The organism is Pyxidicoccus sp. M15 (genome assembly GCF_056858435.1).
Genome location: NZ_CM166495.1, coordinates 2,781,889 through 2,805,647, shown reverse-complemented (window position 1 = coordinate 2,805,647; position 23,759 = coordinate 2,781,889). Strand labels below are relative to the sequence as shown.

General features: G+C 70.2%; 17 protein-coding genes. 7 read left to right on the top strand and 10 right to left on the bottom strand.

Going from position 1 to position 23,759, the window contains the following annotated elements; all coding sequences use genetic code 11:
• Positions 1–43 precede the first annotated feature (43 nt).
• Positions 44–322 carry a hypothetical protein gene (locus ACX9TP_RS11365; RefSeq protein WP_205519662.1) on the top strand — a complete coding sequence of 93 codons (279 nt, stop codon included), beginning with the start codon at positions 44–46 and terminating at the stop codon, positions 320–322.
• 42 nt (positions 323–364) lie between these two features.
• Here the strand turns inward: ACX9TP_RS11365 and rsmA are convergent, their stop codons facing one another.
• From rsmA to ACX9TP_RS11340, 5 genes are all read right to left on the bottom strand, one after another.
• Positions 365–1,225 carry a 16S rRNA (adenine(1518)-N(6)/adenine(1519)-N(6))-dimethyltransferase RsmA gene (rsmA, locus tag ACX9TP_RS11360; RefSeq protein ID WP_482979724.1) on the bottom strand — a complete coding sequence of 287 codons (861 nt, stop codon included), beginning with the start codon at positions 1,223–1,225 and terminating at the stop codon, positions 365–367.
• A gap of 16 nt (positions 1,226–1,241) precedes the next feature.
• On the bottom strand, positions 1,242–2,237 hold the full coding sequence (tsaD, locus tag ACX9TP_RS11355; protein ID WP_482979723.1) for a tRNA (adenosine(37)-N6)-threonylcarbamoyltransferase complex transferase subunit TsaD: 996 nt from the start codon (positions 2,235–2,237) through the stop codon (positions 1,242–1,244).
• 45 nt (positions 2,238–2,282) lie between these two features.
• Positions 2,283–5,114 carry a response regulator gene (locus ACX9TP_RS11350; RefSeq protein WP_482979722.1) on the bottom strand — a complete coding sequence of 944 codons (2,832 nt, stop codon included), beginning with the start codon at positions 5,112–5,114 and terminating at the stop codon, positions 2,283–2,285.
• 216 nt (positions 5,115–5,330) lie between these two features.
• The gene (locus ACX9TP_RS11345) at positions 5,331–10,997 is read right to left on the bottom strand and encodes a J domain-containing protein (protein ID WP_482979721.1); all 5,667 of its coding nucleotides are present in this window, start codon (positions 10,995–10,997) and stop codon (positions 5,331–5,333) included.
• A 34-nt stretch (positions 10,998–11,031) separates the two neighbouring features.
• A complete protein-coding gene (locus ACX9TP_RS11340; RefSeq protein WP_482979720.1) occupies positions 11,032–11,535 on the bottom strand; it encodes a tRNA (cytidine(34)-2'-O)-methyltransferase in 504 nt (167 codons plus the stop codon).
• Positions 11,536–11,552: 17 nt separating this feature from the next.
• Between ACX9TP_RS11340 and ACX9TP_RS11335 the strand changes: the two genes are divergently transcribed.
• Entirely contained in the window at positions 11,553–11,921 is a 369-nt protein-coding gene (locus ACX9TP_RS11335; RefSeq protein ID WP_482979719.1) for a DUF192 domain-containing protein, read from the top strand.
• A gap of 111 nt (positions 11,922–12,032) precedes the next feature.
• On the top strand, positions 12,033–12,797 hold the full coding sequence (locus tag ACX9TP_RS11330) for a Stp1/IreP family PP2C-type Ser/Thr phosphatase (protein WP_482979718.1): 765 nt from the start codon (positions 12,033–12,035) through the stop codon (positions 12,795–12,797).
• A gap of 60 nt (positions 12,798–12,857) precedes the next feature.
• Here ACX9TP_RS11330 and ACX9TP_RS11325 read toward each other — a convergent pair whose 3' ends face one another.
• Together ACX9TP_RS11325 and ACX9TP_RS11320 are read right to left on the bottom strand one after the other, a co-directional pair.
• Positions 12,858–13,889, bottom strand: a complete 1,032-nt coding sequence (locus tag ACX9TP_RS11325) for a nucleotidyltransferase family protein (protein WP_482979717.1) — start codon at positions 13,887–13,889, stop codon at positions 12,858–12,860.
• Between the two features lie 31 nt (positions 13,890–13,920).
• On the bottom strand, positions 13,921–14,961 hold the full coding sequence (locus tag ACX9TP_RS11320; RefSeq protein WP_482979716.1) for an aminoglycoside phosphotransferase family protein: 1,041 nt from the start codon (positions 14,959–14,961) through the stop codon (positions 13,921–13,923).
• Between the two features lie 362 nt (positions 14,962–15,323).
• On the opposite strand from ACX9TP_RS11320, the gene ACX9TP_RS11315 reads away from it, so the two are divergent.
• From ACX9TP_RS11315 to ACX9TP_RS11300, 4 genes are all read left to right on the top strand, one after another.
• Positions 15,324–16,691, top strand: coding sequence for a pyridoxal-phosphate dependent enzyme (locus ACX9TP_RS11315; RefSeq protein ID WP_482979715.1), 1,368 nt, complete (start codon positions 15,324–15,326; stop codon positions 16,689–16,691).
• A gap of 131 nt (positions 16,692–16,822) precedes the next feature.
• The gene (locus tag ACX9TP_RS11310) at positions 16,823–17,245 is read left to right on the top strand and encodes a hypothetical protein (RefSeq protein ID WP_482979714.1); all 423 of its coding nucleotides are present in this window, start codon (positions 16,823–16,825) and stop codon (positions 17,243–17,245) included.
• Between the two features lie 2 nt (positions 17,246–17,247).
• On the top strand, positions 17,248–18,099 hold the full coding sequence (locus tag ACX9TP_RS11305) for a hypothetical protein (RefSeq protein ID WP_482979713.1): 852 nt from the start codon (positions 17,248–17,250) through the stop codon (positions 18,097–18,099).
• Complete coding sequence (locus ACX9TP_RS11300; protein ID WP_482979712.1) at positions 18,099–18,527, top strand: hypothetical protein; 429 nt, start codon at positions 18,099–18,101, stop codon at positions 18,525–18,527. The genes ACX9TP_RS11305 and ACX9TP_RS11300 overlap by 1 nt, the downstream gene beginning before the upstream one ends.
• A 24-nt stretch (positions 18,528–18,551) precedes the next feature.
• Here the strand turns inward: ACX9TP_RS11300 and ACX9TP_RS11295 are convergent, their stop codons facing one another.
• The 3 genes from ACX9TP_RS11295 to ACX9TP_RS11285 form a co-directional block, all read right to left on the bottom strand.
• The gene (locus tag ACX9TP_RS11295; RefSeq protein WP_482979711.1) at positions 18,552–18,998 is read right to left on the bottom strand and encodes a MaoC family dehydratase; all 447 of its coding nucleotides are present in this window, start codon (positions 18,996–18,998) and stop codon (positions 18,552–18,554) included.
• A 58-nt stretch (positions 18,999–19,056) separates the two neighbouring features.
• On the bottom strand, positions 19,057–21,669 hold the full coding sequence (locus tag ACX9TP_RS11290; protein ID WP_482979710.1) for an FG-GAP repeat domain-containing protein: 2,613 nt from the start codon (positions 21,667–21,669) through the stop codon (positions 19,057–19,059).
• Positions 21,670–21,896: 227 nt separating this feature from the next.
• Positions 21,897–23,732 carry a metallophosphoesterase gene (locus ACX9TP_RS11285; protein WP_482979709.1) on the bottom strand — a complete coding sequence of 612 codons (1,836 nt, stop codon included), beginning with the start codon at positions 23,730–23,732 and terminating at the stop codon, positions 21,897–21,899.
• Positions 23,733–23,759 lie beyond the last annotated feature (27 nt).

Below are 23,759 nucleotides of genomic sequence, written 5' to 3'. Positions count from 1 at the left end.
GTCCGCGCGACTTCATGGCGTGTGCGCGGGACGGTCTCCGGACATGAGTGGCAGGCAGCGGGTGAAGACGGTGGTGTTGCTGGAGGAGGCACGCCAGAGCACCACCTCCAAGTCCACACCCGCACCGCCGGTGGAGCCGGATCCTCTCTACGGCGTGGTGCTCCTGAAGACGGCGCTGGAGCTCAAGCGCCGGCAGGACGGCACCGTGGAGGAAATCCTCCGCGGCGTGCTGGCGCGCATGCGCATTCCCGAGGCCGAGTTCTTCGCGTACCTGGAGCAACAGGGCGGCCTGCTCCAGGCGCTGGGACTGCGGGAGCGCTGAGCCGCACGCAGGCCGGGCCAGCGCGAGCGCCAGCCCCCTGCCCTACTCCTCCTCCAGCTTCGGAGGCGGCACCTTCTCCACCACCGGCCCGAGCGCGCGCTCAATCGCGGCGAACTCCTCGGGCGCGAGCGTTTCCGCGCGCCGCTGCGGGTCGATGCCGGCCGTCTGCAGCGCGGCGAGCAGCACCTCCGGCGAGCCGAGCGTGGTGTCCGACTTGATGGAGTTGAGCAGCGTCTTGCGCCGGTGGGAGAAGGACGCCTTCACCACGCGGATGAAGCGGGCCTCGTCGATGATGGGCGCGCGCGGGGCCTTGCGGCGGGTGAGGCGCAGCACCGCGGAGTCCACCTTCGGCGGCGGGTGGAAGCGCCAGGACTCCAGGGTGAGGATGTTCTCCGCGTCGAAGTGCAGGCCGAGCAGCACGGTGAGCAGGCCGTAGTCGCGGTTGCCGGGCACCGCGGCGAGCCGCTCCACCACTTCCTTCTGCAGCGTGAAGACGGCGCGCGACACGTGGGCGCGCTGCTCCAGCACGCGGAAGAGAATCTGGCTGGACAGGTGGTAGGGCAGGTTGCCCACCACCGCCACGTCGGGCGCGCCGGCCACCTCGGCGAAGTCCACCGTGGCGGCGTTGCCGGCCACCACGCGCACGCCGGGGATGGCCTCCTTCTCCAGCACCGTCAGCATGTCGCGGTCCCGCTCCACGGCGGTGACGCGCGCCTTCGTCGCGGCGAGGAAGCGCGTGAGGTGGCCGAGGCCGGGCCCCAGCTCCACCACCGGCTCGCCCTCGCGCAGATTCACGGCGTCGGCGATGGTCTCCAGGGCCTCTTCGTCCCCGAGGAAGTTCTGCCCCCAGCTGTGCTTGGGGCGCAGTCCATGACGCTTGAGGATGTCTCGCGGCTGTTCCACCCGGTCTCCCTTCCCGCTACATGCGCCAGGCGGGGTCCGCCGCCAGGCGGAAGTCTCCGCGCAGGCCGCGGCGGTACGCCTCATACCCCGCCACCGCAATCATCGCCCCATTGTCCGTGCACAACCGCACCGGCGGCAGGAACATGTTCAGCCCCCGCTCCTCCGCCCGCGCCTTGCACAGCGCGCGCAGCCGCGAGTTGGCCGCCACGCCCCCGCACAGCACCAGGTTCTTGTGGCCCAGCCGGCGCGCGGCGGCCACCAGCTTCTTCGACAGCACGTCCGCCACCGCCTCCTGGAAGGACGCGCACAAGTCGGACAGGGCCTGCCCTTCCGGCACGCCGTGCTTCTGCACGTGGTGCAGCACCGCCGTCTTCAGGCCGGAGAAGGAGACGTCGAAGTTGTCGCCGGGCAGCGCGCGAGGGAAGCGGATGGCGTCCGGGTTCCCCTTCTGCGCGAGCTGGTCGATGGGCAGCCCGCCCGGGTACGGCAGCCCGAGGATGCGCGCCGTCTTGTCGTACGCCTCGCCGGCCGCGTCGTCGCGCGTGCTGCCCACCAGCCGGTAGCGGCCATAGGCCTGCACGTCATAGAGGCTGGTGTGCCCGCCGGACACGACGAGCCCGAGGAACGGCGGCTCCGGGGCCTCCTCGATGAGGCGGATGGCCAGCAGGTGGCCCTCGAGGTGGTTGGCGCCGACGAAGGGCTTGCCGGTGGCGAGGCTCAGTCCCTTGGCCACCTGCAGGCCCACCAGCAGCGCGCCGATGAGGCCCGGGCCGGAGGTGACGGCGATGAGGTCCACGTCGTCGAGCGTCTTCTGCGCGCGGGTGAGGGCCTCGTGGACGACGGGCATCACCTGGACGATGTGGTTGCGGCTGGCCAGCTCCGGCACCACCCCGCCCCAGCGCCGGTGGATGTCCACCTGGGTGGAGACGACGTCCGACAACACGCGCCGGCCGTCCTCCACGAGGGCGGCGGCGGTTTCATCACAGGAGGTTTCCAGTCCGAGGACGAGCAAGGCGGCTCACTTCTCCGAGGCGGTGGGAGCCGCCCGCCTGCCCGCTCAGTTGCCCAGGCTCTTGAGCAGCGAGCGGACCTCGTTGGCGGAGGCTCCCGTCGGTTCCAGGAACAAGTATCGCTTGTAGGCCTCGGCCGCCTGCGAATTCCGACCGGTGGACTGGTACGCCATGCCGAGCGACAGCCAGGCACGCGCATTCCGGTCCTCCTCCTTGACCACCTCCTGCAGGAGCTTGGCGGCCTCCCGGTGCGCGGACGGCGCGACGGAGCCGTTCACCAGCGAGATGCCCAGGCCGGCCTTCGCCTCCATGGAGGCCGGCTTGAGCGCCAGCGCCTTGCGGTAGCTGATGGCGGCGGACATGTGCCGGCCACCGACGATGGCCACCTTCGCCGCCTTCACCAGGTTGGCGTACTCGACCTCCGGGTCCACCGGCGGCGTGTTGACGGCGGCGGCGTCCGCACCCTCGGGCTTCGGAGCCTCCGCGGTGGCCGCCCCTGCATCCGGCGCGGCGGCAGGCGGGGGCGGAGAAGTCACGGCTGCGGTGGTCGTCCCCGCGTCGACGGCGGCCGCCGGCGTGGCGGTCTCCGTCGGAGGAGGCGTCGGGTCCTTCTGGGGCGGAGGCGGCGGCTTCACCGTGTCGACGGGGGTGGGCTGCTCCACCGGAGGCTTCGGCGCGGGGTCCTGCCCCTTCCCGCTGGAGCCCGAGCCACCGCCCACGACGACCGCGGCGACGGCGCCGATGAGCAGCAGGCCGGCGGCCACGTACAGGCCGGTGCGCTTCGGACGGACGGACTGGGCCAGCGCGGCGTCGGAGAGGTCCTCGTTCGACGCGGAGGCGGGCTTCACCTCGGCCGGCTTCGGGGCCGGCGCGGGCCTGGCCTCGACAGGCTTCGCTTCGACGGGCTTCGCTTCCGCGGGCTTCGGCTCGGCGGGCGCCGCGGTGACGGGCATCGGCGCCGCGGTGACGGGCGTCGGCGCCGCGCTCGGCGTCCGCGGCTCCTCGGAGAGGGCGGGCGCGGTCGGCGCGGGAACGCCATGGCCGGGGTACGGCGGCAGCGCGAGCTGCTGGGGCGGAGGCGAAGGGACTTCCTCGACCTCGAGGACGGGCTCGTCGGCCGCGGACAGCGGCGCCACCGGCGGCACGCTGGAGCCGGACTGGGACGGAGCGCCCCGGCCGCTCACCAGCGTCACCTCGGACGACGGCGGCGCGGGGGTGGGCGGCGGCACGGGCGGCAGCGGGTTGGGCCCCACGGCGGCGCCGCCGAAGATGGGCGCGCGCGAGGCGGCCGACTCGGCGGCGGCGTTGCCCTGACCGAACGCCGGAGCCGAGGCGCCCTGGCCACCGGCGCTCCCGAAGGTGCGCGGCGAGGGAGACCAGAGCGAGCCCGGGCCCCACGTGGACGCCGAGCTGATGCCGTCGGTGTCCACCCGGCTCCAGTCCAGCAACAGGCTGCGGTGCGCCTGCTCCACGGCGCGGTGGGCCGGAGGCGGCTCCACGAGGAACGACGAGCCCTCCTCCGCGGGAGGCAGCGGGGGCGCGGCGGCCGGCTCCTCGGCGGCGCCGTTGCGCCGGGGCTTCGCGGGGAAGACGACGACGTTGGCCGGCTGGGCCGGGCCCGTCGCGGCGGCGGGCTCGGACGGGTCCTCCACGCCCGCGGGCGGCGCGAGCACGCTCGGCGGCATCGCGCGCGGCGCGGTGGGGACCTCCACGGGCGCGACGGCCACGGGGACGCTGGGGACTTCCACGGGCACGGCGGCCACGGGCGCGACGGCCACGGGGACGCTCGGAGGCGGCTCGGGGGCCACGGGCGGCGGCTCGGGGGCCACGGCCACGGGCGCGGCGGGCGCGGGCTCCACCGGAGCGCTCGGGGGCGGCGCCGCGTTGAGCCACTGCTCGATGCCGGGCTTGCTGCTCTGCACCGGCTCCAGCGGGGCGTTGCCCAGCTCGCGGATGAGGCCCTCGAAGTACAGCTTGCTGATGATGCCCAGCGCGGCGAGGTCCTCGAAGTCCGAGTCCTCCACCACGCGGCTCAGGGTGCGCTTGCCGTCGAACAGGCGCAGCAGTCCGTTGACCTCGTCCGGAATCTCCGAGAGGCGGTCGGCGAGCTGGTGGTAGTCGATCTCGAACACCGTCTCGAGCGGCGGCAGCTGCTCGAGCATGCGTCCCCACTCGTCCAGGCGGCGCATGCCCTCCATCAGCAGGCCCTGGGTGGAGATTTCGATGCGCTCCGGGCGGTCCAGCGCGCTGAACTGCACCTCGAACTGGCCCTCGAAGGTGTTGAGCATGCGGTAGAAGGCGTTCTCGCCCTTCAGCCGCCCCAGCTCCGCGTCGATGACCCGTCCGTCCTTGAAGTAGACGGTGCCGGTGCGCTCGCCCTGGATGTTGATGAGGCCCGTCTTGCGGCCAATCTCGAACGTCTGCACCAGGTCCACCACGCCCATGTCGGCGAGGCTGCCGGCGAAGCCGCCCTTCGTCGTCTCCCGCTTCTCGATCCTCTCCTTCTCCGCCTTCTGGAGGATCATCTTCACGCGGGTGACGATCTCTTTGATGTAGATCGGCTTGGTCAGATAGTCGTCGCCACCGAGCTCGAGGCCGCGCACCTTGAACTCGACCGACTTCTGGTTCGTCAGGAAGACGTACGGGATGAACTTGAAGCGCTCGTCGGACTTGAGCGCCTTGCACAGCTCGAACCCGTCCATCTCCGGCATCTTCGTGTCGGCCAGCACGAGGTCCGGTGGGCTGATTTGAACCTTCTCCAGCGCATCCTTGCCGTGGATGGCCGTCGTCACGGAGAAGCCAGCCTTCTTCAGGCTGACCTCCATCACGCGGAGGCTCTTTGCGTCACCATCGACCAGGAGCAGGTGCTGCTTGGCCACGATACTTGCCTTTCGTCACTGCGGACTTCTACAGAGAGCCTGACGCGGGAGCATCCTGCCCGCTTTCCAGGCATGTCAATGGCTTGGGGCGGCGGGGCCTCTGGCTGGCTCCCTGCTGGACAGGCGACAGCCAAGCCCTGTTCCAGGAAGGGCCGAGAAGGCCCGCCGCAAAGGCACCCGCACGATGCGTGAGGCTCGCGGGGGCCCGTGGGCGGGTCAGCGGAAGAAGCCGCCTTTCTTCGGCGGGTTCTTCTTGCGCATCTCGATGAGGCGCAGCTCCTGGTTGGCTTCCAGGTGCTTGGAGTTGGCGCGGACCGCGTCGCGGAAGTGGCGCTCGGCACGGTCCATGTCGCCCTCGACGCGGGCGATGACGCCGAGCTGGTAGTGGGCGCGGTCGCAGTTGGGGTCGGTGCGCACGGCATCCGCCATCATCTGCTTGGCCTTGGCCATGTCCGCCTTGCGCGCCGGGTCCATGTAGATGGCCCAGGCGCGGGCGGCGAGGTACACGGGCTTCGCGTCCATCGAGTAGGCGCGCTCGTAGTGGTCCGACGCGGTGGTGAAGTCCCGCTTGCGGAAGAAGACCTCGCCCATCTTGTAGAGGTCGTCCGGGCTGCTGTCGGGGCGCCCCGCGGCGCGAGCGGCCGGACTGGCCTGCGTGGCCGACGGCGTGGGCGGCTTCGGCAGGGCCTGCTGGGACTGGAGGGTCTGCAGGTACGCCTTGCGCCGGGCGTCGTCGTAGAGGACCTCGTAGGCCTCGCGGATGGCCTCGAAGACGGCGGTCATCTTCGGCGCCAGGTGGGGAATCGTCGGAGGCAGCCGGTCCGGGTGGAAGACCTTGGCGAGACTGAGGAACGCCGACTTCACCTGGTCGCGCGGGGCGTCCTGCGGGACGCCGAGCACGAAGAAGTGGTCCCGCTTCGCCTGGATGTCGGCGTAGCGCTGCTCGATCTGCTGGGCCAGCCGCGCCTCGTCCGGCTTGGGAGGCTCTGAGGCGGACGGGGTGGGAGCGGCCTGGGAGGGCTCGCCCGTGGGTGCCACGCCCACCGCGGCGGGAGGACGCGAGCCGAGCACGCCCATGTTCTCCATCGCACGGCGCAGCAGGCGCTGGCGCCGGAGCTTCGCTGCCTCGTCGGGGTTGGAGGGGTCTGCCGCCACGTCGTCCTCGTCGAAGTCCCAGTCGTCCAGGTCTCCGGACGGCTCGGCCCATGCAGTCTGTCCAGTTGGCCCGGTGTTGTCACCGGGGAAGGTCCCCGGATCCAGAGGTGCCACCGGTTCGATCGTCGCTTCAACAATGGCCTCCACGGGGGGCTCGTTGAAATCGACGCTCGCCGGATTGACATCCGAGCGGACGAGCGATTCCAGGTGTGAGTCCACCTGCATGAGGGCCGCCTCGAAGGAGGCCGTGAGGTTGGCGGCGCCCTCGTCCTTGTCGAAGGCGACGATGCGCCACAGGTCATCATCCCCCGCCTTGGGCGAGGCAGGCCCCAGCCGGAGCGGCGGCGGAGCGGACTGCGGCGCCGGACGGGTGGCCCACAGGCTGTCGTCCTCCGTGGGCGAAGTTTCCGCCGTGAGCGGGACTGGAGGGGTGGGCGTGAGGACGGGAGGGGTGCCGCCACGAGCGGGGGGCGGTGCGGCGGACGGCGTCAGGACCGGAGGCCCTGCGGCAGGAGCACGGGCCGGAGGCGCGGGCAGCGGGTCCGAGGCGGGAACGGCGTCGTCCCAGGCCTCGGGTTCGACCTCCAGCAGGGGCAGGTCCTCAGCCTCCGCCAGAGGGGACTGGGAGGAGTCGCGCGCCTGCCACGGCTCGTCCTGCACGGGGACGAGGTCCTTCGTGCGGGTGGGCGGAGTGGTGCGGGGAGGCTCCTCGGCGAGCCAGGGCTCCAGTGGCTGCGTCCGCGAGCGGCGGAGCGCCTCCTCCATGTCGTGAAGGAGCGCGGCCTGAGCGAGCTGGCGGGCAATGCGGAGGGTGTCCGGGCTCTCGGGCTGGGAGGGGAGCTCCAGGGAGGCGGCGGACGGTGGGATGGCATCCGCCCACGAGTCGGTGACAGCGGCCTTCGGAGGCTCGGGGTCGGCGGCGATGATGTCACCGACGTCGAGGGTGAGGGCGTCGGCGTCATCCGGGGTGGGCGCGGAGGAGAGCGGCAGGGACTGGCGGGCTTCCTCGGCGAGGCGGGCTTCTTCCTGCCGACGCTCCTCTTCGAGGCGGGCCTCTTCGGCGAGGCGGGCCTGCTCCGCGAGACGTGCCTCCTTCGCGCGACGGACCGCTTCAGCGCGACGACGCTCCACCTCGAGCCGAACCTCCTCGGCATGGCGGGCTTCTTCGGCCAGGCGGGCCTCTTCCGCGAGGCGAGCTTCCTCGGCCTGACGGGCCTCTGCCACGAGGCGGGCTTCCTCAGCGACGCGAGCTTCCTCAGCGACGCGAGCTTCCTCAGCGACGCGAGCTTCCTCAGCGAGACGCGCCTCTTCTGCGAGGCGAGCCTCCTCGGCGAGACGCGCCTCTTCTGCGGCGCGAGCCTCCTCGGCCTGACGGGCCTCTTCCGCGAGCCGAGCTTCCTCTGCGAGGCGAGCTGTTTCCGCAGCACGAGCTTCCTCTGCAAGGCGGGCCTCTTCGGCCAGACGCGCCTCTTCAGCGATGCGTGCTACCTCAGCGAGGCGGGCCTCTTCCGCGAGACGAGCTTCTTCGGCCTGACGGGCCTCTTCAGCGACGCGAGCTTCCTCTGCGAGGCGGGCTGCTTCCGCGAGGCGGGCCTCTTCAGCGACGCGAGCCTCTTCAGCGACGCGAGCCTCTTCAGCGACGCGAGCCTCTTCAGCGAGGCGGGCCTCCTCTGCAAGGCGAGCTTCCTCAGCGACGCGGGCTTCCTCCGCGACGCGGGCTTCCTCAGCGACGCGGGCTTCCTCAGCGACGCGAGCCTCCTCGGCGAGGCGGGCTTCCTCAGCGACGCGAGCTTCCTCAGCGAGGCGCGCCTCTTCAGCCCGACGGGCCTCTTCGGCGATGCGAGCTTCCTCAGCGAGGCGGGCTTCTTCCGCGACGCGAGCTTCCTCTGCGAGGCGGGCTTCTTCAGCCCGACGGGCCTCTTCGGCGATGCGAGCCTCTTCAGCCAGCCGGAGCTCTTCAGCTCGACGTGCTTCCTCTTCAAGCCGAGCCTGTTCCGCGAGCCGACGCTCCTCCTCCAGCCGCGCCTCTTCCGCGAGCCGAGCCGCCTCTGCGATGCGCGCCTCTTCCGCGAGCCGGTTCTCCTCAGCGATGCGCCGCTCTTCCGCGAGGCGCATCTCTTCAGCTAGGCGGGCCTCTTCAGCGACGCGTGCTTCTTCGGCGAGGCGAGCCGCTTCAGCGGCACGTGCTTCTTCCGCGAGTCGGGCTTCTTCGGCGACACGTGCTTCTTCCGCGAGTCGGGCCTCTTCGGCGACACGTGCTTCTTCAGCAAGGCGAGCCTCTTCAGCGAGACGACGCTCTTCTTCGCGGCGAGCTTCTTCAGCGAGGCGCACCTGTTCAGCGAGGCGAGCTTCCTCAGCACGACGTGCCTCTTCCGCGAGACGCGACTCCTCAGCGCGGCGGGCCTCTTCTTCCGCGAGGCGAGCCTCTTCCATCAATCGCGCTTCTTCGGCGAGGCGCAGCTCTTCTTCTGCGATCTTGCGACGCACCTCCTCGGCCCGACGTGCCTCCTCGGCGAGCCTCAACTCCTCTTGGCGCCGAGCCTCCTCTTCAACCCTCCGCTGATCGGCAGCCCGAGCCTCTTCAGCCAACCGGGCTTCTTCGGCGAGACGCGCCTCCTCCGCGAGTCGCTCCTCCTCACGCCGACGCTCATCCTCCAGCCGGGCCACTTCCGCGAGCCGAGCCACTTCCGCAAGTCGGGCCGCTTCCCGCTGGCGCTCCTCTTCGATGCGGGCCTCTTCAGCGAGCCGAGCTTCTTCTGCGAGCCGAGCCTCTTCAGCCAGCCGAGCCTCTTCAGCGAGGCGGGCTTCTTCCGCAAGACGGCGCTCCTGCTCCTGACGCGCCTCTTCCGCGAGCCTCAGTTCCTCCGCGCGACGGGCTTCCTCATCAAGGCGGCGCTGTTCAGCAACGCGGGCCTCTTCAGCCAGCCGTGCTTCTTCGGCCAGCCGAGCCTCTTCGGCCAGACGCGCCTCTTCGGCACGACGTGCTTCCTCAGCCAGCCGAGCCTCTTCGGCGAGCCGAGCCTCTTCAGCCAGCCGTGCTTCCTCAGCCAGCCGAGCCTCTTCGGCGAGCCGAGCCTCTTCAGTCAGTCGGGCCTCTTCGGCGAGCCGAGCCTCTTCAGCCAGTCGGGCCTCTTCGGCGAGCCGCGCCTCTTCGGCCAGCCGCGCCTCTTCGGCCAGCCGCGCCTCTTCGGCCAGCCGCGCCTCTTCGGCCAGCCGCGCCTCTTCGGCCAGCCGCGCCTGTTCAGCCAGTCGAGCCTCTTCTGCGAGCCGAGCCTCTTCGACCAGCCGCGCCTCTTCAGCAAGGCGCCGTTCCTCTTCCTCGGCGCGGAGTCGAGCCTCCTCTGCGACGCGGCGTTCCTCAGCGAGTCGAGCTTCTTCTGCGAGACGAGCCTCTTCAGCCAGTCGAGCAGCCTCTTCTGCCTGGCGCCGCTCCTCTTCGAGCCGGGCCACTTCTTCGGCGCGACGACGCTCTTCCGCTAGCCGTGCTTCCTCGGCGAGCCGAGCCTCCTCCTCAGCCCGGATCCGCTCGGCTTCAAGCCTTGCAGCCTCAGCAAGGCGAGCCTCCTCTTCGACCCTGCGGCGCTCCGCTTCGCGACGGGCCTCCTCAACCAGTCGAGCCTCTTCGGCGAGCCGAGCCTCCTCAGCCAGTCGAGCCTCTTCGGCGAGCCGAGCCTCCTCAGCCAGTCGAGCCTCTTCGGCGAGCCGAGCCTCTTCGGCGAGCCGAGCCTCTTCGGCGAGCCGAGCCTCTTCGGCGAGCCGAGCCTCTTCAGCCAGTCGAGCCTCTTCGGCGAGCCGGGCCTCCTCAGCCAGTCGAGCCTCTTCGGCCAGCCGAGCCTCCTCAGCCAGCCGAGCCTCTTCGGCCAACCGAGCCTCTTCGGCCAGCCGAGCCTCTTCGGCCAGCCGAGCCTCTTCGGCGAGCCGAGCCTCCTCAGCCAGTCGCGCCTCTTCGGCCAGGCGCCGCTCTTCTGCCAGCCGCGCCTCCTCAGCCAGCCGAGCCTCTTCAGCCCGGCGACGCGCCTCCTCCTCCGCGATGCGACGCGCCTCTTCCTCCGCCCTCCGACGCGCCTCCTCCTCCGCCTCCCGCCGAGCCTGCTCCCGCGCCTCCCACTCCTCCACCGACAGCGCCTGGATGCACCCCTCGCGCTCCAGCACGAGCAGCAGTGCCTCCTGCGCGGCCGTCAGCCCTTCCGGCTGCCGGAACTCCCCCAGCGTCTCCAGGAACTCGCGCTCCGCCGCATCCGTGAGCCACGGTGCGCACCGCGCCACGTCCTCACAGCGAAACACCCTCGCAACCCGGCTCCCTCCGACGGGCGCCTCCAGCGCCGCGCGCACCACCCGCGCGCCCGCAATCGGCCGGAAGTCCTCCTCCACCGCCCCGGGCTCGAACGCCGCGCGCTCGGCCAGCTCGCTCAGCCTCCGCACATGGGCGAGCACCTGCTGCTCCACCACCGCGTCCGGCTCCAGCCCGTACTCCTCCAGCAGCTCCTCGTCCGGCGTCCCGGCCCCGCCCCGTGCCCACAGGGCATCCAGCGCGTCCGCGCCCAGCATCCCGCTCTGCAGGAGCGCCTGCGCCGGGCTCTGGTAGCCGAACCCCAGCTGCGTGCCCACGAGGTTCCCCTCGCGCAGCAACAGCCGCGACTCACGCCCTCCCGCGGAAAGCGTCAGCCTCCCGGTGGCTCGGGTCTTGTGGGCGGAGTACAGCGCTTCGGCGGCCTGCGACGGAGTCATCCTCCGCCGCAGTGTAGTCCCTCCGCACCGCCCCTCAACTTGCCGGGGGTGCCTGCCTGCCCGCTGTGCTGAAAGCCACTTGCCTCAGGGCCTCATACGCCCCGATGCCCACCGCCGTGGACAGGTTCAGGCTCCGCCGCTCCGCCAGCATCGGAATCGTCACCGCCGTCCCCGTCCCTCCGTCCATCACCTCGGGCAACAGGCCTGTAACTTCCGAGCCGAACACCAGGTGGTCTCCCTCCTGGAACCGGGCCTCGTACAGCGACGTCTCCGCCCGCGCGGAGAACAGCCACCGCCGGGCGTCCGGGAAGTCCGCCACGTACGCCGCATAGGTGGGATACAGCTTCAGGAACACCTTGTCCCAGTAGTCCAGCCCCGCCCGCTTCAGGTGCTTGTCGTCGATGGAGAAGCCCAGCGGCTCCACGAGGATGAGGCGGCAGCCCGTCACCGCGCACAGGCGGGCGACGTTGCCCGTGTTGGGCGGAATCTGGGGGGACACCAGGACCAGGTGCAGCGGACGCGCCAGGGGTTCGAGCATGGGATAGAACGCGCTACATGCGCTGGAGGGTGAACAACGAGACGCGGCAGCGGCTGCTGGCGGACCGGGCCGAGCAGGCCACCGGGTTCCTCCACCGCTTCAAGGGGCTCATGGGGCGGCGCTCGCTCGCCGTGGGCGAGGGGATGCACATCCTCCCCTGCAACTCCATCCACACCTTCTTCATGCGCATCCCCATCGACGTGGTGTTCCTGGACCGCCAGGGCGTCATCGTCAAGCAGTTGTCCGCATTCCCTCCCTGGAGGGCGACGTCCGTCTACTTCCAGTCACGCTCCGTGCTGGAGCTCCCGGCGGGCGTCCTCGAAGCGAGCGGCACCCGGGAGGGTGACCGATTGACCTTCGAGCCGGTCTCCGGAGTCCAGCCTTGAGCCTGGATTCCCCTGCCCGAACAGCGGGCAGGCACGAGTTTTGACCGTTTTCCGAGGGCTTTGTTAACCTCCGGCGCCAGTTTCCCGCCCCCTCCAGAAGAGTTCCCGAGCATGCGTATCGAGGTAGCCGGCAGCACCCACGTCGGGATGAAGCGGAATCACAACGAGGACAACTTCCTGGTGCTCCAGGAGGAGAACCTCTTCTGCGTGGCGGATGGCATGGGGGGCCACTCCTCCGGCGAGATTGCCAGCCGCATCGCGGTGGACGAGCTCGGTGAGTTCTACCGGATGACGTCCAAGGACCAGGACTGCACCTGGCCCTTCAAGATGGACAAGCAGCGCAACTACGACGAGAACCGGCTCGCCACCGGCATCAAGCTCGCCAACGCGCGCATCTACGAGAAGGCCAGCATCGAGACGAAGTTCAAGGGCATGGGGACGACCATCGTCACCGTCCACTTCGCCAGCGACGTGGCCTATGTGGGCCACGTGGGCGACAGCCGCGTGTACTTCTTCCGCTCCGGCACGCTCAAGCAGGTGACGGAGGACCACTCGCTCCTCAACGACTACCTCAAGGCGAAGAAGCTCTCGCCGGAGGAAATCGAGAACTTCCCTCACAAGAACGTCATCGTCCGCGCGCTGGGCATGAAGGAGAACGTCCAGGTGGACGTGTCGCGCGTGGAGACGCAGGAGGGCGACGTCTTCCTGCTGTGCTCGGACGGACTGAGCGGCATGGTGACGGACGCGCAGATGCAGGACATCCTCCAGCGCACGCCCGAGCTGGAGAAGGCCTGCGGCCAGCTCATCGACCTGGCCAACGCCGCGGGTGGCAACGACAACGTCACCTGCGTGCTGGCGCGCTACCACGCCGCCTGAGCCAGTCCTGCTCGCGGTGGAGGGCCCCGAAGCACCGGGGCCCGTCCGCCGCGAAGCGCCTCACCGCCCGCCGAGCGGCGCGGCAATCCGGTGCGGGCCCCACGCGAGCACCTCGGACAGCGACTCGCCGGCGGCCACCTCGGTCTCCTCGAACACGGCGGCGCGCTGCACCTTCGCGCCCTCGCCCAGCTTCGCACCCGCTCCCACGGACACGCCCGGGCCCACCGAAGCCCCAGCCGCAATGGTGGCCCCGCGACCGATGTACACGGGCCCCTCCACCGCCGTCGTGTCCACCTGCGCCTCCGGAGACAGCCACGCGCCCCCGGGCCCGCGCATCGTGCCGGCCAGCGGCGAGTCCACGCCCAGCCACTCCAGCCGCACGCGCCCGGCGAGCACGTCCTGCACCGTGGCCAGGTAGCGCGACGGCGTGCCCAAATCGGACCAGTACCCGTCCACCCGCACGCCGCGCACCGTCTGCCCCGCCTGCATGGCGCGCACATAGACTTCGCGGTTGATGTCCTCGGGGCCCTCCGCCGTCATGAAGTCGAAGATGCGCGGGGACATCACGTGCACGCCGGTGAAGTGCCACGGGGACAGGCCCTCGCCTCCGGGCCCGTGGCCGGCGATGCTCCGCACCCGGCCCCCGCCGTCCAGCTCCACCGCCGCGTACTTCTCCCCCTCCGGCATGGGCTGCAGCACCATGGTGGCCACCGCGCCGGACGCCCGGTGCATGGCCACCACCGGCCGCAGGTCCACCGGGTAGAGGATGTCCCCGTTGAACACGAGGAAGTCATCCCCGGAGAGGAACTCGCGCAGGCCGCGGATGCCGCCGCCGGTGCCCTGGATGACGGGCTCGTGCACCACGTGCAGCGGCAGCTTCAGGCGCGCGCACTCGGCGCGGGCCACCTCCGCCATGGTGTCCGGCAGGTGGTGGGTGTTGATGCCCACCGCCGTCACGCCCGCGGCCTTCAGCACCGCGAGGTGGTAGCGCAACAGCGGCTGCCCGAGGAACGGCATCGCCGGCTTGGGCCAGCGTTCGGTGAGCGGACGCAGGCGGGTACCCAGCCCCGCGCAGAGGACCATCGCCTTCATTGTCGTCTCCCCTCCCCGGGCGTGGGGCCGCTCAGGCGGCCAGCTCGGGGACGTACTTCGCCACCAGCTCCTGCAGCTTGCGCAGCTCCGGCTTGCGCGCGAACGCGTCGCGCACGTAGCGCAGCGACGCGGGGATGGACACCAGGAAGCCCGGGTTGCCCTTCACGCGGTTGATGAACTCGAAGCGCCCCGCGTCCTTCAGCTTGCGCTGGATGGTGAGCAGGTCGAAGAAGGACTTGAACGCCGCCGCGTCGATGCGCTCGCCGCTCGCCGCCTGGAACGTCGCGATGTAGCGGTCCAGCATCTTGTCCACGAAGGCGCGGTCCAGCTCCACGTAGCTGTCGCGCAGCAAGGCCACCAGGTCGTACTGGCGCGGGCCCTGGAGGGCGTCCTGGAAGTCGATGACGACCAGCTCGCCCTCCTTCACCATGATGTTGCGGCTCTGGTAGTCGCGGTGCGTGAAGCCGCGCGGCGCGGCGGCCAGCTGCTTCGCGATGTCGCGGAAGGTGCGGTCCAGCTCGGCGCGCTCGGCGTCGGTGGGCTTCTTGCCGCTCCACGCCTCCAGGCCCCACTCGCGGAAGTGGTGCAGCTCCCAGTCGTACAGGTCCTCGTCGAACGCGCGCGTGAAGGCGAGGCAGTCCGCGTCCTGGTGCTTCTCCGCCTGCGCGCGCAGGCGCGCCAGCAGGTCCACCGCGCGGGTGTAGAGCGCCTCGTTGTGCTTGCCGCCCTCCAGCGCGGCCTCGAAGGTGATGTCGCTCAGGTCCTCCAGCACCATCATCCCCGCCGGCTCGTCGTAGCGGAGGATGCGCGGCACGCGCACGCCCAGCTTCTCCAGGTAGCGGTGCACGTTGACGAAGGGCAGCTCCTTCGGGGGCTCACCCTTGGTGGCCTCCTCGCTCTTCTTCGTCGCGTCCGGCGGCATCACCATCACCACCCAGCTCTCGGGCGCCGCGCCAACGCGGTAGTACGAGCGGTTGCTCGCGTCGCCCTTCAGCTTCTTGATGGCGGCGTGGGGAACGGGACGGCCAACGGCCTGTCCCACCTGGTCGCGCAGGGCGGCCTCGAGTTCCATATCGACGGGCTTCTCCGAAAGGGGGTTCAAGACGAGAGGCTCCCGAGTATGGGAGCCGCTCCCATCCCGGTCAAAGCCCACGAAACGCGAACGGCAGGAAGCCCCCCGGGCTGTCACGTACGCGACGCGGCACCCTACCCCACACACCACGTCGCACCGCGTTGAGGGCCGCCTGCCACCCGAGGAGCGAGGCCAGGGCCCGCCCCCGGCATGCAGCCGGCCGGGGTGTAGGAGAAACGGGTCCGGAAGGCCTCCGGCCCCGGCCCTGTTCCTCACCGAGGGGCCGAGATGTCGCGTGCTGTCGACCGGGCCCGGGCGGCGACATATAAGACGCGCCGCGAACCCTTTTTCCGGAAGCAGTGATGGACATCCACGACACCATTCTCTCCGCCATCGGTCATACGCCGCTGGTCAAGCTCCAGAAGCTCGTCGGCCCGAACGACGCCACCGTGCTCGTGAAGTGCGAGTTCATGAACCCGGGCGCGTCCATCAAGGACCGCATGGCGCTCTACATCCTCGAGAAGGCCGAGCGGGAGGGGAAGCTCAAGCCCGGCGGCACCATCGTGGAGAACACGTCCGGCAACACCGGCATGGGCGTGGCGCTCGCGGCGGCGGTGAAGGGCTACAAGTGCATCTTCACCATGCCGGACAAGATGTCCCTGGAGAAGATCAACCGCCTCAAGGCCCTGGGCGCGCAGGTGGTGGTGACGCCGACCAACGTGCCGGCCGAGGATCCGCGCAGCTACTACGAGACGGCCAAGCGGCTGCACCGTGAGACGCCCGGCGCCTTCATGCTGAACCAGTACCACAACCCGGACAACATCGAGGCCCACTACAAGCTCACCGGGCCGGAGATCTACGAGCAGACCGAGGGCAAGTTCGACTACTTCGTGTCGGGCCTGGGCACCGGCGGCACCATGAGCGGCGCCGGCAAGTTCCTGAAGGAGAAGATTCCCGGCCTGAAGAACGTGGGCGTGGACCCGGTGGGCTCCGTCTACGAGGGCTACTTCAAGACGGGCAAGCTGACCGAGCCGCACGTCTACAAGGTGGAAGGTATCGGCGAGGACATGCTGTGCGGCGCCATGGACTTCAAGGTCGTGGACGACGTGCGGCAGGTGGATGACCGCCAGTCCTTCCTCGCGGCGCGGCGCCTGGCGCGCGAGGAGGGCATCTTCGCGGGTGGCTCCTCCGGCGCGGCGGTGCACGTGGCCGTGCAGCTGGCGAAGGAAGTGGGCAAGGGCAAGACGATTGTCGTGGTGCTCCCCGACTCGGGCAGCAGCTACATCAGCAAGTTCCACTCGGACGAGTGGATGCGCGACAACGGCTTCCTGGAGGAGAAGGGCACCGGCACCGTGCGCGACATCATTGGCGACAAGCGCAAGGACGTGAAGACGGCGCGCAAGGGCGACAAGGTGGACCGGGTGGTGGAGACCATGCGCGGCCACGGCATCAGCCAGATGCCCGTCGTCACCGAGGACGGCCGCGCGGTGGGCATGGTGCACGAGTACGACCTGCTCAACGCCCTGGTCGCCGGCAAGGTGAAGTTCGGTGACGCCATCGACGCCATCGTCTCGCCGCTGCAGGGCGCGCTGTCGCCCGACACCAGCATCACCCGCCTGCGCGAGGTGTTCGCCCAGGACAACGTCGCGGTGGTGAAGGAGGGCGAGAAGGTCGTCGCCATCGTCACGAAGATCGACCTCATCGACTACCTGCACCGCACGGCGGCGTAGTCGTCACACGCGCCTGAAGCACGGAGGGCCTCCACGCACCCGGGCTGGGAGCGGGAGGCCCTCGGTGTTTGTGGCGCCTGAGCAGCACGGAAGGCCCCGGCCTTGCACTGAGAGGAAGAGAGGGAGGGCATGTGGGCGCGGACTACTTCCGGCAAGACCAGTCAGATGAGATTACGCCTCCGAACCTGGGGAACGAGGCGACCTATGCGGAGCACATCGTGCATGCGCGAGGCAAGCGCACCCGATACACGTCGCTCAGCACGGACCCGGCGTGCATCAAGGACTTCGGGCCGCAGCTCTGGCGCTTTCATGAGGCCCCCGCCGCGGCCGAGGGGCACAGGGTGCTGGCCCCTCAGGAGCTGATGACAGTGCTCCGCCAGGAGGTGACTTCGGAGGACCGCAAGGCTCGCGAGCTGGCGGCCCGCGCCCTGCCCAGGGCCATTCAGCGCAAGGAAGCGCTCGTGCTCTGGGCCTTCGACACCACTCGCATCAGCCGCAAGGAACTGTCCGAGTGGGCAAGACCTCACGTGCGGCGATACTTTACCCGGGCGTAGCCATGGACCTCTTCTCCTGTCGCAACTGCATCTACAACCCCTCCCAGGGGCTGACGCTGGGCGTGGGGAGCGGGTACTGCATGAAGTGGCGCTCGCTCATCGAGCGGCCCGAGCAGACGACCTGCAAGTACCTGCACCGCAAGGACCTGCCCCGCTTCCTGACCGAGGAGTCACTCCTGGAGCATGCGGAGGAGTTCGCCGCCTGTCCCTCCATGGCAGACCTGATGTCTCGAGAGCCGCGCGCCTCTCGGCCGCCCAGCGAGAAGCGTGGCGATTCCGTCACCCCGCTGACCTGGGAGGTCATCACCTTCCATGCGATGGATGACCGCAGGCTCGCGGCGAGCCTCCCGCTCTTCTTCGCGGCGTCTGTTGATGGCGGCCGGGCCCTGGTGCATGCCTGCCTGGTCCGTGGCGCCCTCCATCCCGGTCCCCCGTCAGCGCAGGGATGGGACTGGGCGTCCAGCCTCCTGGACGACATCGACCGGGAAATCTTCGTGGATGGCTCCGACCTGCTCGTCACCGGTACGGCAGAGGACAGCGGCCTCCAGGCCGCGCGCTGGGAAGTCTTCTTCGCCCGGCTATCTGGACTTCAAGAACTGGGCTGGCATGCAGCCCTGGACGCGCTGAAGTTCCCCATGGGCGAACTGGGAACAGCCGTTGCGGAGCAGAACTGGAGCGCGCTCCGGAGCGGGGTCGGCTCACTCAAGCGACACTGGCGCGCGCTTGTCGACCTGCGTTCGCCCCCAGCAATGCCACTGTCCCCCTACGCGCTCCCGGGCGTCGAGGGCGTCCTCAAGGACAAGGCCGTCAGTGAGGGCCAATCCAGCCCGCTCCGAGAAGAGGAGTTGCACTGATGTACGCGACGGCACACCGGGTCGAGTCCCCCTCTACGAGGCAGGGAATCAACGCCTTCCTCAGCCTTCATCAGGGCACGCCCCACGCCGAGTCGATTGATTGGGTCAATCCTCCGGTGCCGGTGATTTCAGAGCAGTACCCAGGCGTCCTGCGGCATAGCGACTGGGACATCAAGCCCGGCGGAAACACGGTCAGGAGCTATCTCGACGTGGTCGCCGAGGACGACACCTCCGTCGAGACGCTGCGCGCGGCGCTGGACGCATTCGAGCGCCAGCTCATGACCGCGCCGCGGCTCCCCTTCACCTGCCATGTCGACCGGGTCGGCGTCCGGTTCGGTGCAGCCCTCGCGCTTGAACCTGAGCGAATCGAGGAGTTCCAGGCCCTCAGGAACCGGCTCCTACGCCTTCTGGAGCGCACGCAGCCGTAGAGCGTCCCAGGAACTCCGCGAGCGCTACACGGCCGGGCGTCGCGAAAAAAGCGCGTTGGCCAGCTCGGTCATCACCACGTCGCCGTGCTGGTTGCGGACCTCGAAGCGGAACTTGATGGCGCCGCGGTCCGCCTTGCTGCGCGACGGCGTGGTGGAGACGACCTCCGTGCGGACCGTCAGCGCGTCGCCGGGGCGCACGGGCTTGAGCCAGCGCAGCTCGTCCAGTCCGGGCGAGCCCAGGCTGGCGGCCTTCCCCAGCAGCCCCTCCACGATGAGCTTGTGGCAGATGGAGGCGGTGTGCCAGCCGCTGGCGATGAGGCCGCCGAAGATGCCCTCGCGGCCGCCCTCGTCGCTCAGGTGGAAGGGCTGCGGGTCGAACTGCTTCGCGAAGGCGATGATGTCCTCGCGCGAGATGACGTACGGCCCGAACTCGCTCACCTCACCTGGCTGGAAGTCGTCGAAGTAGCGCATGCCGCCTGTCATAAAACCGCGGGCCGGCGCGCGCCAGCCCGCGGTACGGCCTGTGTCCTCAAGGCGAGGGGAACACCTTCAGCGTGCCCGACGCCAGCAGCACCGCCAGCTCCGGCTGCGCATCGCCGAGCAGGTCCACCGGCCCGGCCCACACCGGCTTCGCCTCCAGCGGGTAGCGCAGCACGGGGCGATACTTCCCTCCCCCCTCGCCCGGCACCACCAGCACCGCACCCGCCGGGTCCCTGCCGAGCAGGTCCAGGATGCCGTCGCCGTTGACGTCCACCGCCTCGAACAACGCCTGCCCCGCGGCCTTCATCTGGCACAGCAGCGGCGCTTCGAGCGTGCCGCCCCCGTCGCCGCGCACGACGGTCATCCCTTCCGGCCCCGACAGCAGCAGGTCCACCCGCCCGTCCCCGTCCACGTCACCGACGCTCTCCGCGCCGCCGCCGCCGAAGTACAGCGGAGCGAAGCCCTCCCCCGGCACCACCGTCCCCTCCTTCGTCGTGTAGTTGAGGTTGAGGGCCAGCGTGTGGTGGAGGAGGTCCAGCGTGCCGTCCCCGTTGAAGTCGGCGGCGAGGGGCGGCCCGCCACCGCCGCACTGGTCATCCGGTTCGATGTTGTGGTCGGGCAGCTCGTTTATCTTCAGCTCGCCCCCACCCTGGTTCGTCAGGAGGACGCCCCGCGTGGGGCACGACGTGGCGAGACCGGCGCCCAGGTCCATGCGCCCATCACGGTTGAAGTCCGCCGCCACCAGGTCGCCGCCGAAGTCCGCGAAGATGGGGACGGTCGTCGCGTCCGGAAAGCCCTGCCCATCACTCCACCGCAGCTGGAGTCCGCCCCGCCAGGAGATGGTGGCCAGGTCGGTCAGACCATCACCGTTGAAGTCGCCCGCCGCGAAGGTCTGCACATCCCCGCCATGGAAGACGTCACTCAGCCGCAGGTGCCCTTCCTCGTCCCCCAGCACCAGCTGGACGCCGCCCTCGGAGGAGACCATCGCGAGGTCCTGGTGGGCGTTGCCATCGAAGTCCCCCACCGCCACGGACGGCTTCCGCATACCGGTGTTCCTCAAGTCAATCTCCATCGACAGGAGCGGCTCGGGCGCGGCGCCCTCGGCCGGGCCGTCATGCAGGACCATGGGGCAGCGAGGCGTGAAGGGCTCCTCGGCGACGGGGGCACGCGGCAGGGTGTAGACGGAGACGGCGTTGTCGCCCGCTTCCGCCACCAGCAATTCGGACACGCCGTCCCGGTCCAGGTCGGCCACGGCGGCATCGCTCGGCAGGCGGCCCGTGGCGAGCACGGCGAGCGCGTCGAAGCGGCCCAGGCCGTTGCCCCGCCAGAGCGAGACCTGCCCCTCATCCCGGTGCAGGAGCACCACGTCGGGCTTCCCGTCGGCATCCACGTCTGTCACCACGAGGTGGCTCGCAGCCGTGGGAAGGCGCGTCATGAGGCCGGTGGAGAAGTTGCCAGTCCCCGTCCCCAGGTACGTCCACACTTCCTTTCCGTCCACCCCCAACAAGTCCGCGTGGCCGTCGCCATCGAGGTCCGCGCTCGTGAGGAAGTCCAGGTACCGCTCCTCGAGCTGGACCGCGGAGAAGCGGCCGTCCGCACTTCCAAAGAAGCGGGTCAGCCGCCAGCGTCCCGTGGAGAGGACGAGGTCCAGGTGGCCGTCCTCGTTGAAGTCCGCGAACGCAGCCGCGGGCTCGTCGCCGTAGCGCACCAACGGCCAGCCGTCCTCCCCGTTGACCTCGCGGCGCTGGAGCGTGCCGTCCCCGGAGGAGACGAGGAGTCCGAGGCTCGCATCGGTGTACGGGCCATCATTGGGGCCGGCGCTGGCACCCGCGGCCCAGACACGCGGGGCGCCGACGCCCTGGCCCGGCCAGAAGCCCAGGCCCGAGACGAGGCCGGTGGCCACGGAGGTGGCCATCGCATCGAAGGTCCCATCCCCGTTGCCGGGGATGAAGAGGGCCCCGGACCGCGTGCCCACCAGCACATCCAGGTTCCCGTCCGCGTCGCCGTCTCCCGCGGCAATCCGCCCGGACGAGCTGTAGAGCATGCGACGCGAAGAGGGCTTGTGCAGCGCGCCCTTCCCGTCGTTCAGGAGCAGGGCGAAGTGGCCCGTCCGCGCCTTGTACCGGCTCACGAAGCCCGCACCCCGCTCATTCACCGCCACATCGGGCGCGCCGTCGCCGTTGAAGTCGCCCACGGCGAGACCGCTCGGGGACACGCCCGCGTAGTACGACGCGCGCCAGTGCGCGCCACGCTGGACGGGTCCGCCCGAGATGGGAGGCACGCCCCCGTCCGGAGTGGACGTCCCTCCGTCATCTCCTCCCGAAGTCCCCGCATCGGTGCCGCCGTCACCATTGCCGGGGGGATTGCCGCTGCCTCCGTCCGGAGCACCGGCGTCGGGCCCGGTGGAGGTGCCGGCATCCACCTCGGCCCCTGCATCCGGGCCCCCCTCGTCGGGAGGCGGCTCCATGATGTTTCCGCCGTCCGGCGTGCCCGTCTCGGAGCCAGTCCCTGCATCGGTGGGAACGAAGGGCGACTCGTCCGGGGGAGGCTGCCGCTCCTGCCGTGAGCCCGCGCCCTCGCCACCACAGCCCACGCCCAGCACCATCCCCAGCACGCACGCATACCCGCGCGTCACGCGCCTCCACACCCCAACCGACTTCATCGCACTCCCCGCGCTCGGCCCCGTGCAGCAGGTGTACATGTGCCATGGACAGTGCAAGCCGTGCCGGCAAGTCCGCCCCCCAGGCCGATGACAATCGCATCCCGGGACGGCTGCTCTCGCGTCGCGGACTGTCATGTCGCTGACCGTGCCGGAAACACACGGGGCCTCCACGTCTTCGCGAAGGAAGACGGGAGGCCCCGGTACTTCAGTGATGCGAAAGCGCGGCGCTACTGATTCACGGGCTCATCATGGTCCGCGGTGTCCTCCAGGCGGTCCGCGGGAGGCAGCTGCGTGTCGAAGCGCAGGCCCTCGGGGGCGCGCGCCGGGTCGTCCACGGGACCGGGCGCGGTCTGCGTCTCCAGCGCCTGGGCCTTCAGCGCCGTCGTCACCGGGGTCGGCAGCGTCTTGGTGAGGGTGAGCGTGTCCTTCACCGTGCCGGCGGAGGAGATGAGCCTCGCCGTCAGCGTGCCGCCGTCCACCACCACGTCCATGAAGCCATACGTCGTGTTGTCGCGCTTCGCGGTCCACGTGGGCTGGCTGCTGGGGAAGGCCCGCAGGGTGGCGCCGCCGCTGCCCACCACGATGTACGGGATGCCGCGCGTGCCCGCCGCGGCCACCGCGTCGCCCTTCATCGGCTTGCTGCGCTCGTAGTTGTGGTCATGCCCGGTGAGCACCAGGTCCACGCCGTTCGCCTCGAAGATGGGCGCGTAGTTGCGCCGCACGGAGAGCTGCGAGCCGTGCTCGCCGCTGGACCAGGGCGGGTGGTGGAAGAACACAATCTTCCAGGGCTGCTTCGACGCCGCCAGGTCCTGCTCCGTCCACGTCTTCTGCGCGGTGGCGGTGCAGCGGTCCGACGACGCGAGGCCGATGGCGCAGTTGGAGTCGAGCGCCACGAAGTGCACGTTGCCCCAGTCGAACGAGTAGTAGCGCTCCGTGCCCGAGGGGTTGTTGGTGGGCAGGTAGAAGTTGTCCAGGTACGGCTGCCCCTGGTTCGTCACGTACTCGTGGTTGCCCAGCGAGGGGAAGATGGGCACCTCGCGCAGCAGCGGCCCCATGGGGGTGAACATGCGGTCCTGGAACTCCTGCTCCGTGCCGGAGGAGTAGGCGTTGTCGCCGAGCGCCACCAGGAACTCACCGCGCCACTCCGGCTTGTTCATCATGGCAATCACGGCCTTCTGCGAGCTGCCGCCCGTGCCGAAGTCGCCCATGGTGGTGAAGCGCACGCGCGGCGTGCCCGTCGCGGACGCGGTGCGGAAGGCGCGCACGCCGGTGACGGAGCCGCACGCCTCCACGCTGTAGCCGTACGTGCGGCCCGGCGACAGCCCCGTCAGCTTCACCGCGTGCCGCCAGCCCGCCACGGTGGCGGTGGCCGTGCGGGACAGGTCCGTGCCCTCGCCGTAGCGCACGAAGGGCGTGCAGGACACGCCGGAGCGGAAGGCGACGATGGCGCTCGTCTGCCCCACGCTCTGCAAGTACGGCAGCCGGGGCAGCGCCGGACCCGAGTCCGCCGTGGGCGCCGGCGGCGTCGTCTGCTGCGCACAGGCGCGCGACTCGGTGATGGAGGCCCAGTCGTTCACCGAGTTGCCGTTGACGGTGACGCGCACGTAGCGCGCCTGCCGCGCGCTGAAGGCATACGTCTGCGCGGCGGTGTTCAGGGCGCTCGTCCCCGCGTACGCCTGGGTGAAGGTGGCGCCGTCCGTCGAGGTGGAGATGACGAAGTAGTTCTGCCGCGTGTTGCCCTGGTGCCAGGCCACCGTGGTGCCGGCAATCGACTTGGAGGCGCCCAGGTCCATGGTGAGCCAGGCGCCCTTGCCCGGCCCACTCCAGCGGGTGGTCAGGTTGTCGTCCTGGCTGTTGGCGGCGACGCTGCCGGCGCCGTCATCACCGCTGGCCGTGACGGCCGAGGTGGTGAGGATGCTGCAGCCGGCGGCGGTCAGCTCGTCCGTCGCGCCACGGGCATCCGGCGCCGGCAGCTCGACGGGAAAGTTCTGGTCGGTGGTGGGAGTGGGAAGTGCGTCACAGCCGGAAGCAGCCGCGAGCAGCGCACCCAGGAGACACGACATGGGGATGAATCGGTTGCGCATCGTGGG

What these genes read in the sequence shown, in the direction of transcription:
- ACX9TP_RS11365 (WP_205519662.1), top strand. Translation starts at nt 44, where the DNA reads ATGAGTGGCAGGCAGCGGGTGAAGACGGTGGTGTTGCTGGAGGAGGCA.
- ACX9TP_RS11345 (WP_482979721.1), bottom strand. Translation starts at nt 10,997, where the DNA reads ATGACTCCGTCGCAGGCCGCCGAAGCGCTGTACTCCGCCCACAAGACC.
- ACX9TP_RS11340 (WP_482979720.1), bottom strand. Translation starts at nt 11,535, where the DNA reads ATGCTCGAACCCCTGGCGCGTCCGCTGCACCTGGTCCTGGTGTCCCCC.
- ACX9TP_RS11335 (WP_482979719.1), top strand. Translation starts at nt 11,553, where the DNA reads ATGCGCTGGAGGGTGAACAACGAGACGCGGCAGCGGCTGCTGGCGGAC.
- ACX9TP_RS11330 (WP_482979718.1), top strand. Translation starts at nt 12,033, where the DNA reads ATGCGTATCGAGGTAGCCGGCAGCACCCACGTCGGGATGAAGCGGAAT.
- ACX9TP_RS11325 (WP_482979717.1), bottom strand. Translation starts at nt 13,889, where the DNA reads ATGAAGGCGATGGTCCTCTGCGCGGGGCTGGGTACCCGCCTGCGTCCG.
- ACX9TP_RS11320 (WP_482979716.1), bottom strand. Translation starts at nt 14,961, where the DNA reads ATGGAACTCGAGGCCGCCCTGCGCGACCAGGTGGGACAGGCCGTTGGC.
- ACX9TP_RS11315 (WP_482979715.1), top strand. Translation starts at nt 15,324, where the DNA reads ATGGACATCCACGACACCATTCTCTCCGCCATCGGTCATACGCCGCTG.
- ACX9TP_RS11305 (WP_482979713.1), top strand. Translation starts at nt 17,248, where the DNA reads ATGGACCTCTTCTCCTGTCGCAACTGCATCTACAACCCCTCCCAGGGG.
- ACX9TP_RS11300 (WP_482979712.1), top strand. Translation starts at nt 18,099, where the DNA reads ATGTACGCGACGGCACACCGGGTCGAGTCCCCCTCTACGAGGCAGGGA.
- ACX9TP_RS11295 (WP_482979711.1), bottom strand. Translation starts at nt 18,998, where the DNA reads ATGCGCTACTTCGACGACTTCCAGCCAGGTGAGGTGAGCGAGTTCGGG.
- ACX9TP_RS11290 (WP_482979710.1), bottom strand. Translation starts at nt 21,669, where the DNA reads ATGAAGTCGGTTGGGGTGTGGAGGCGCGTGACGCGCGGGTATGCGTGC.
- ACX9TP_RS11285 (WP_482979709.1), bottom strand. Translation starts at nt 23,732, where the DNA reads ATGTCGTGTCTCCTGGGTGCGCTGCTCGCGGCTGCTTCCGGCTGTGAC.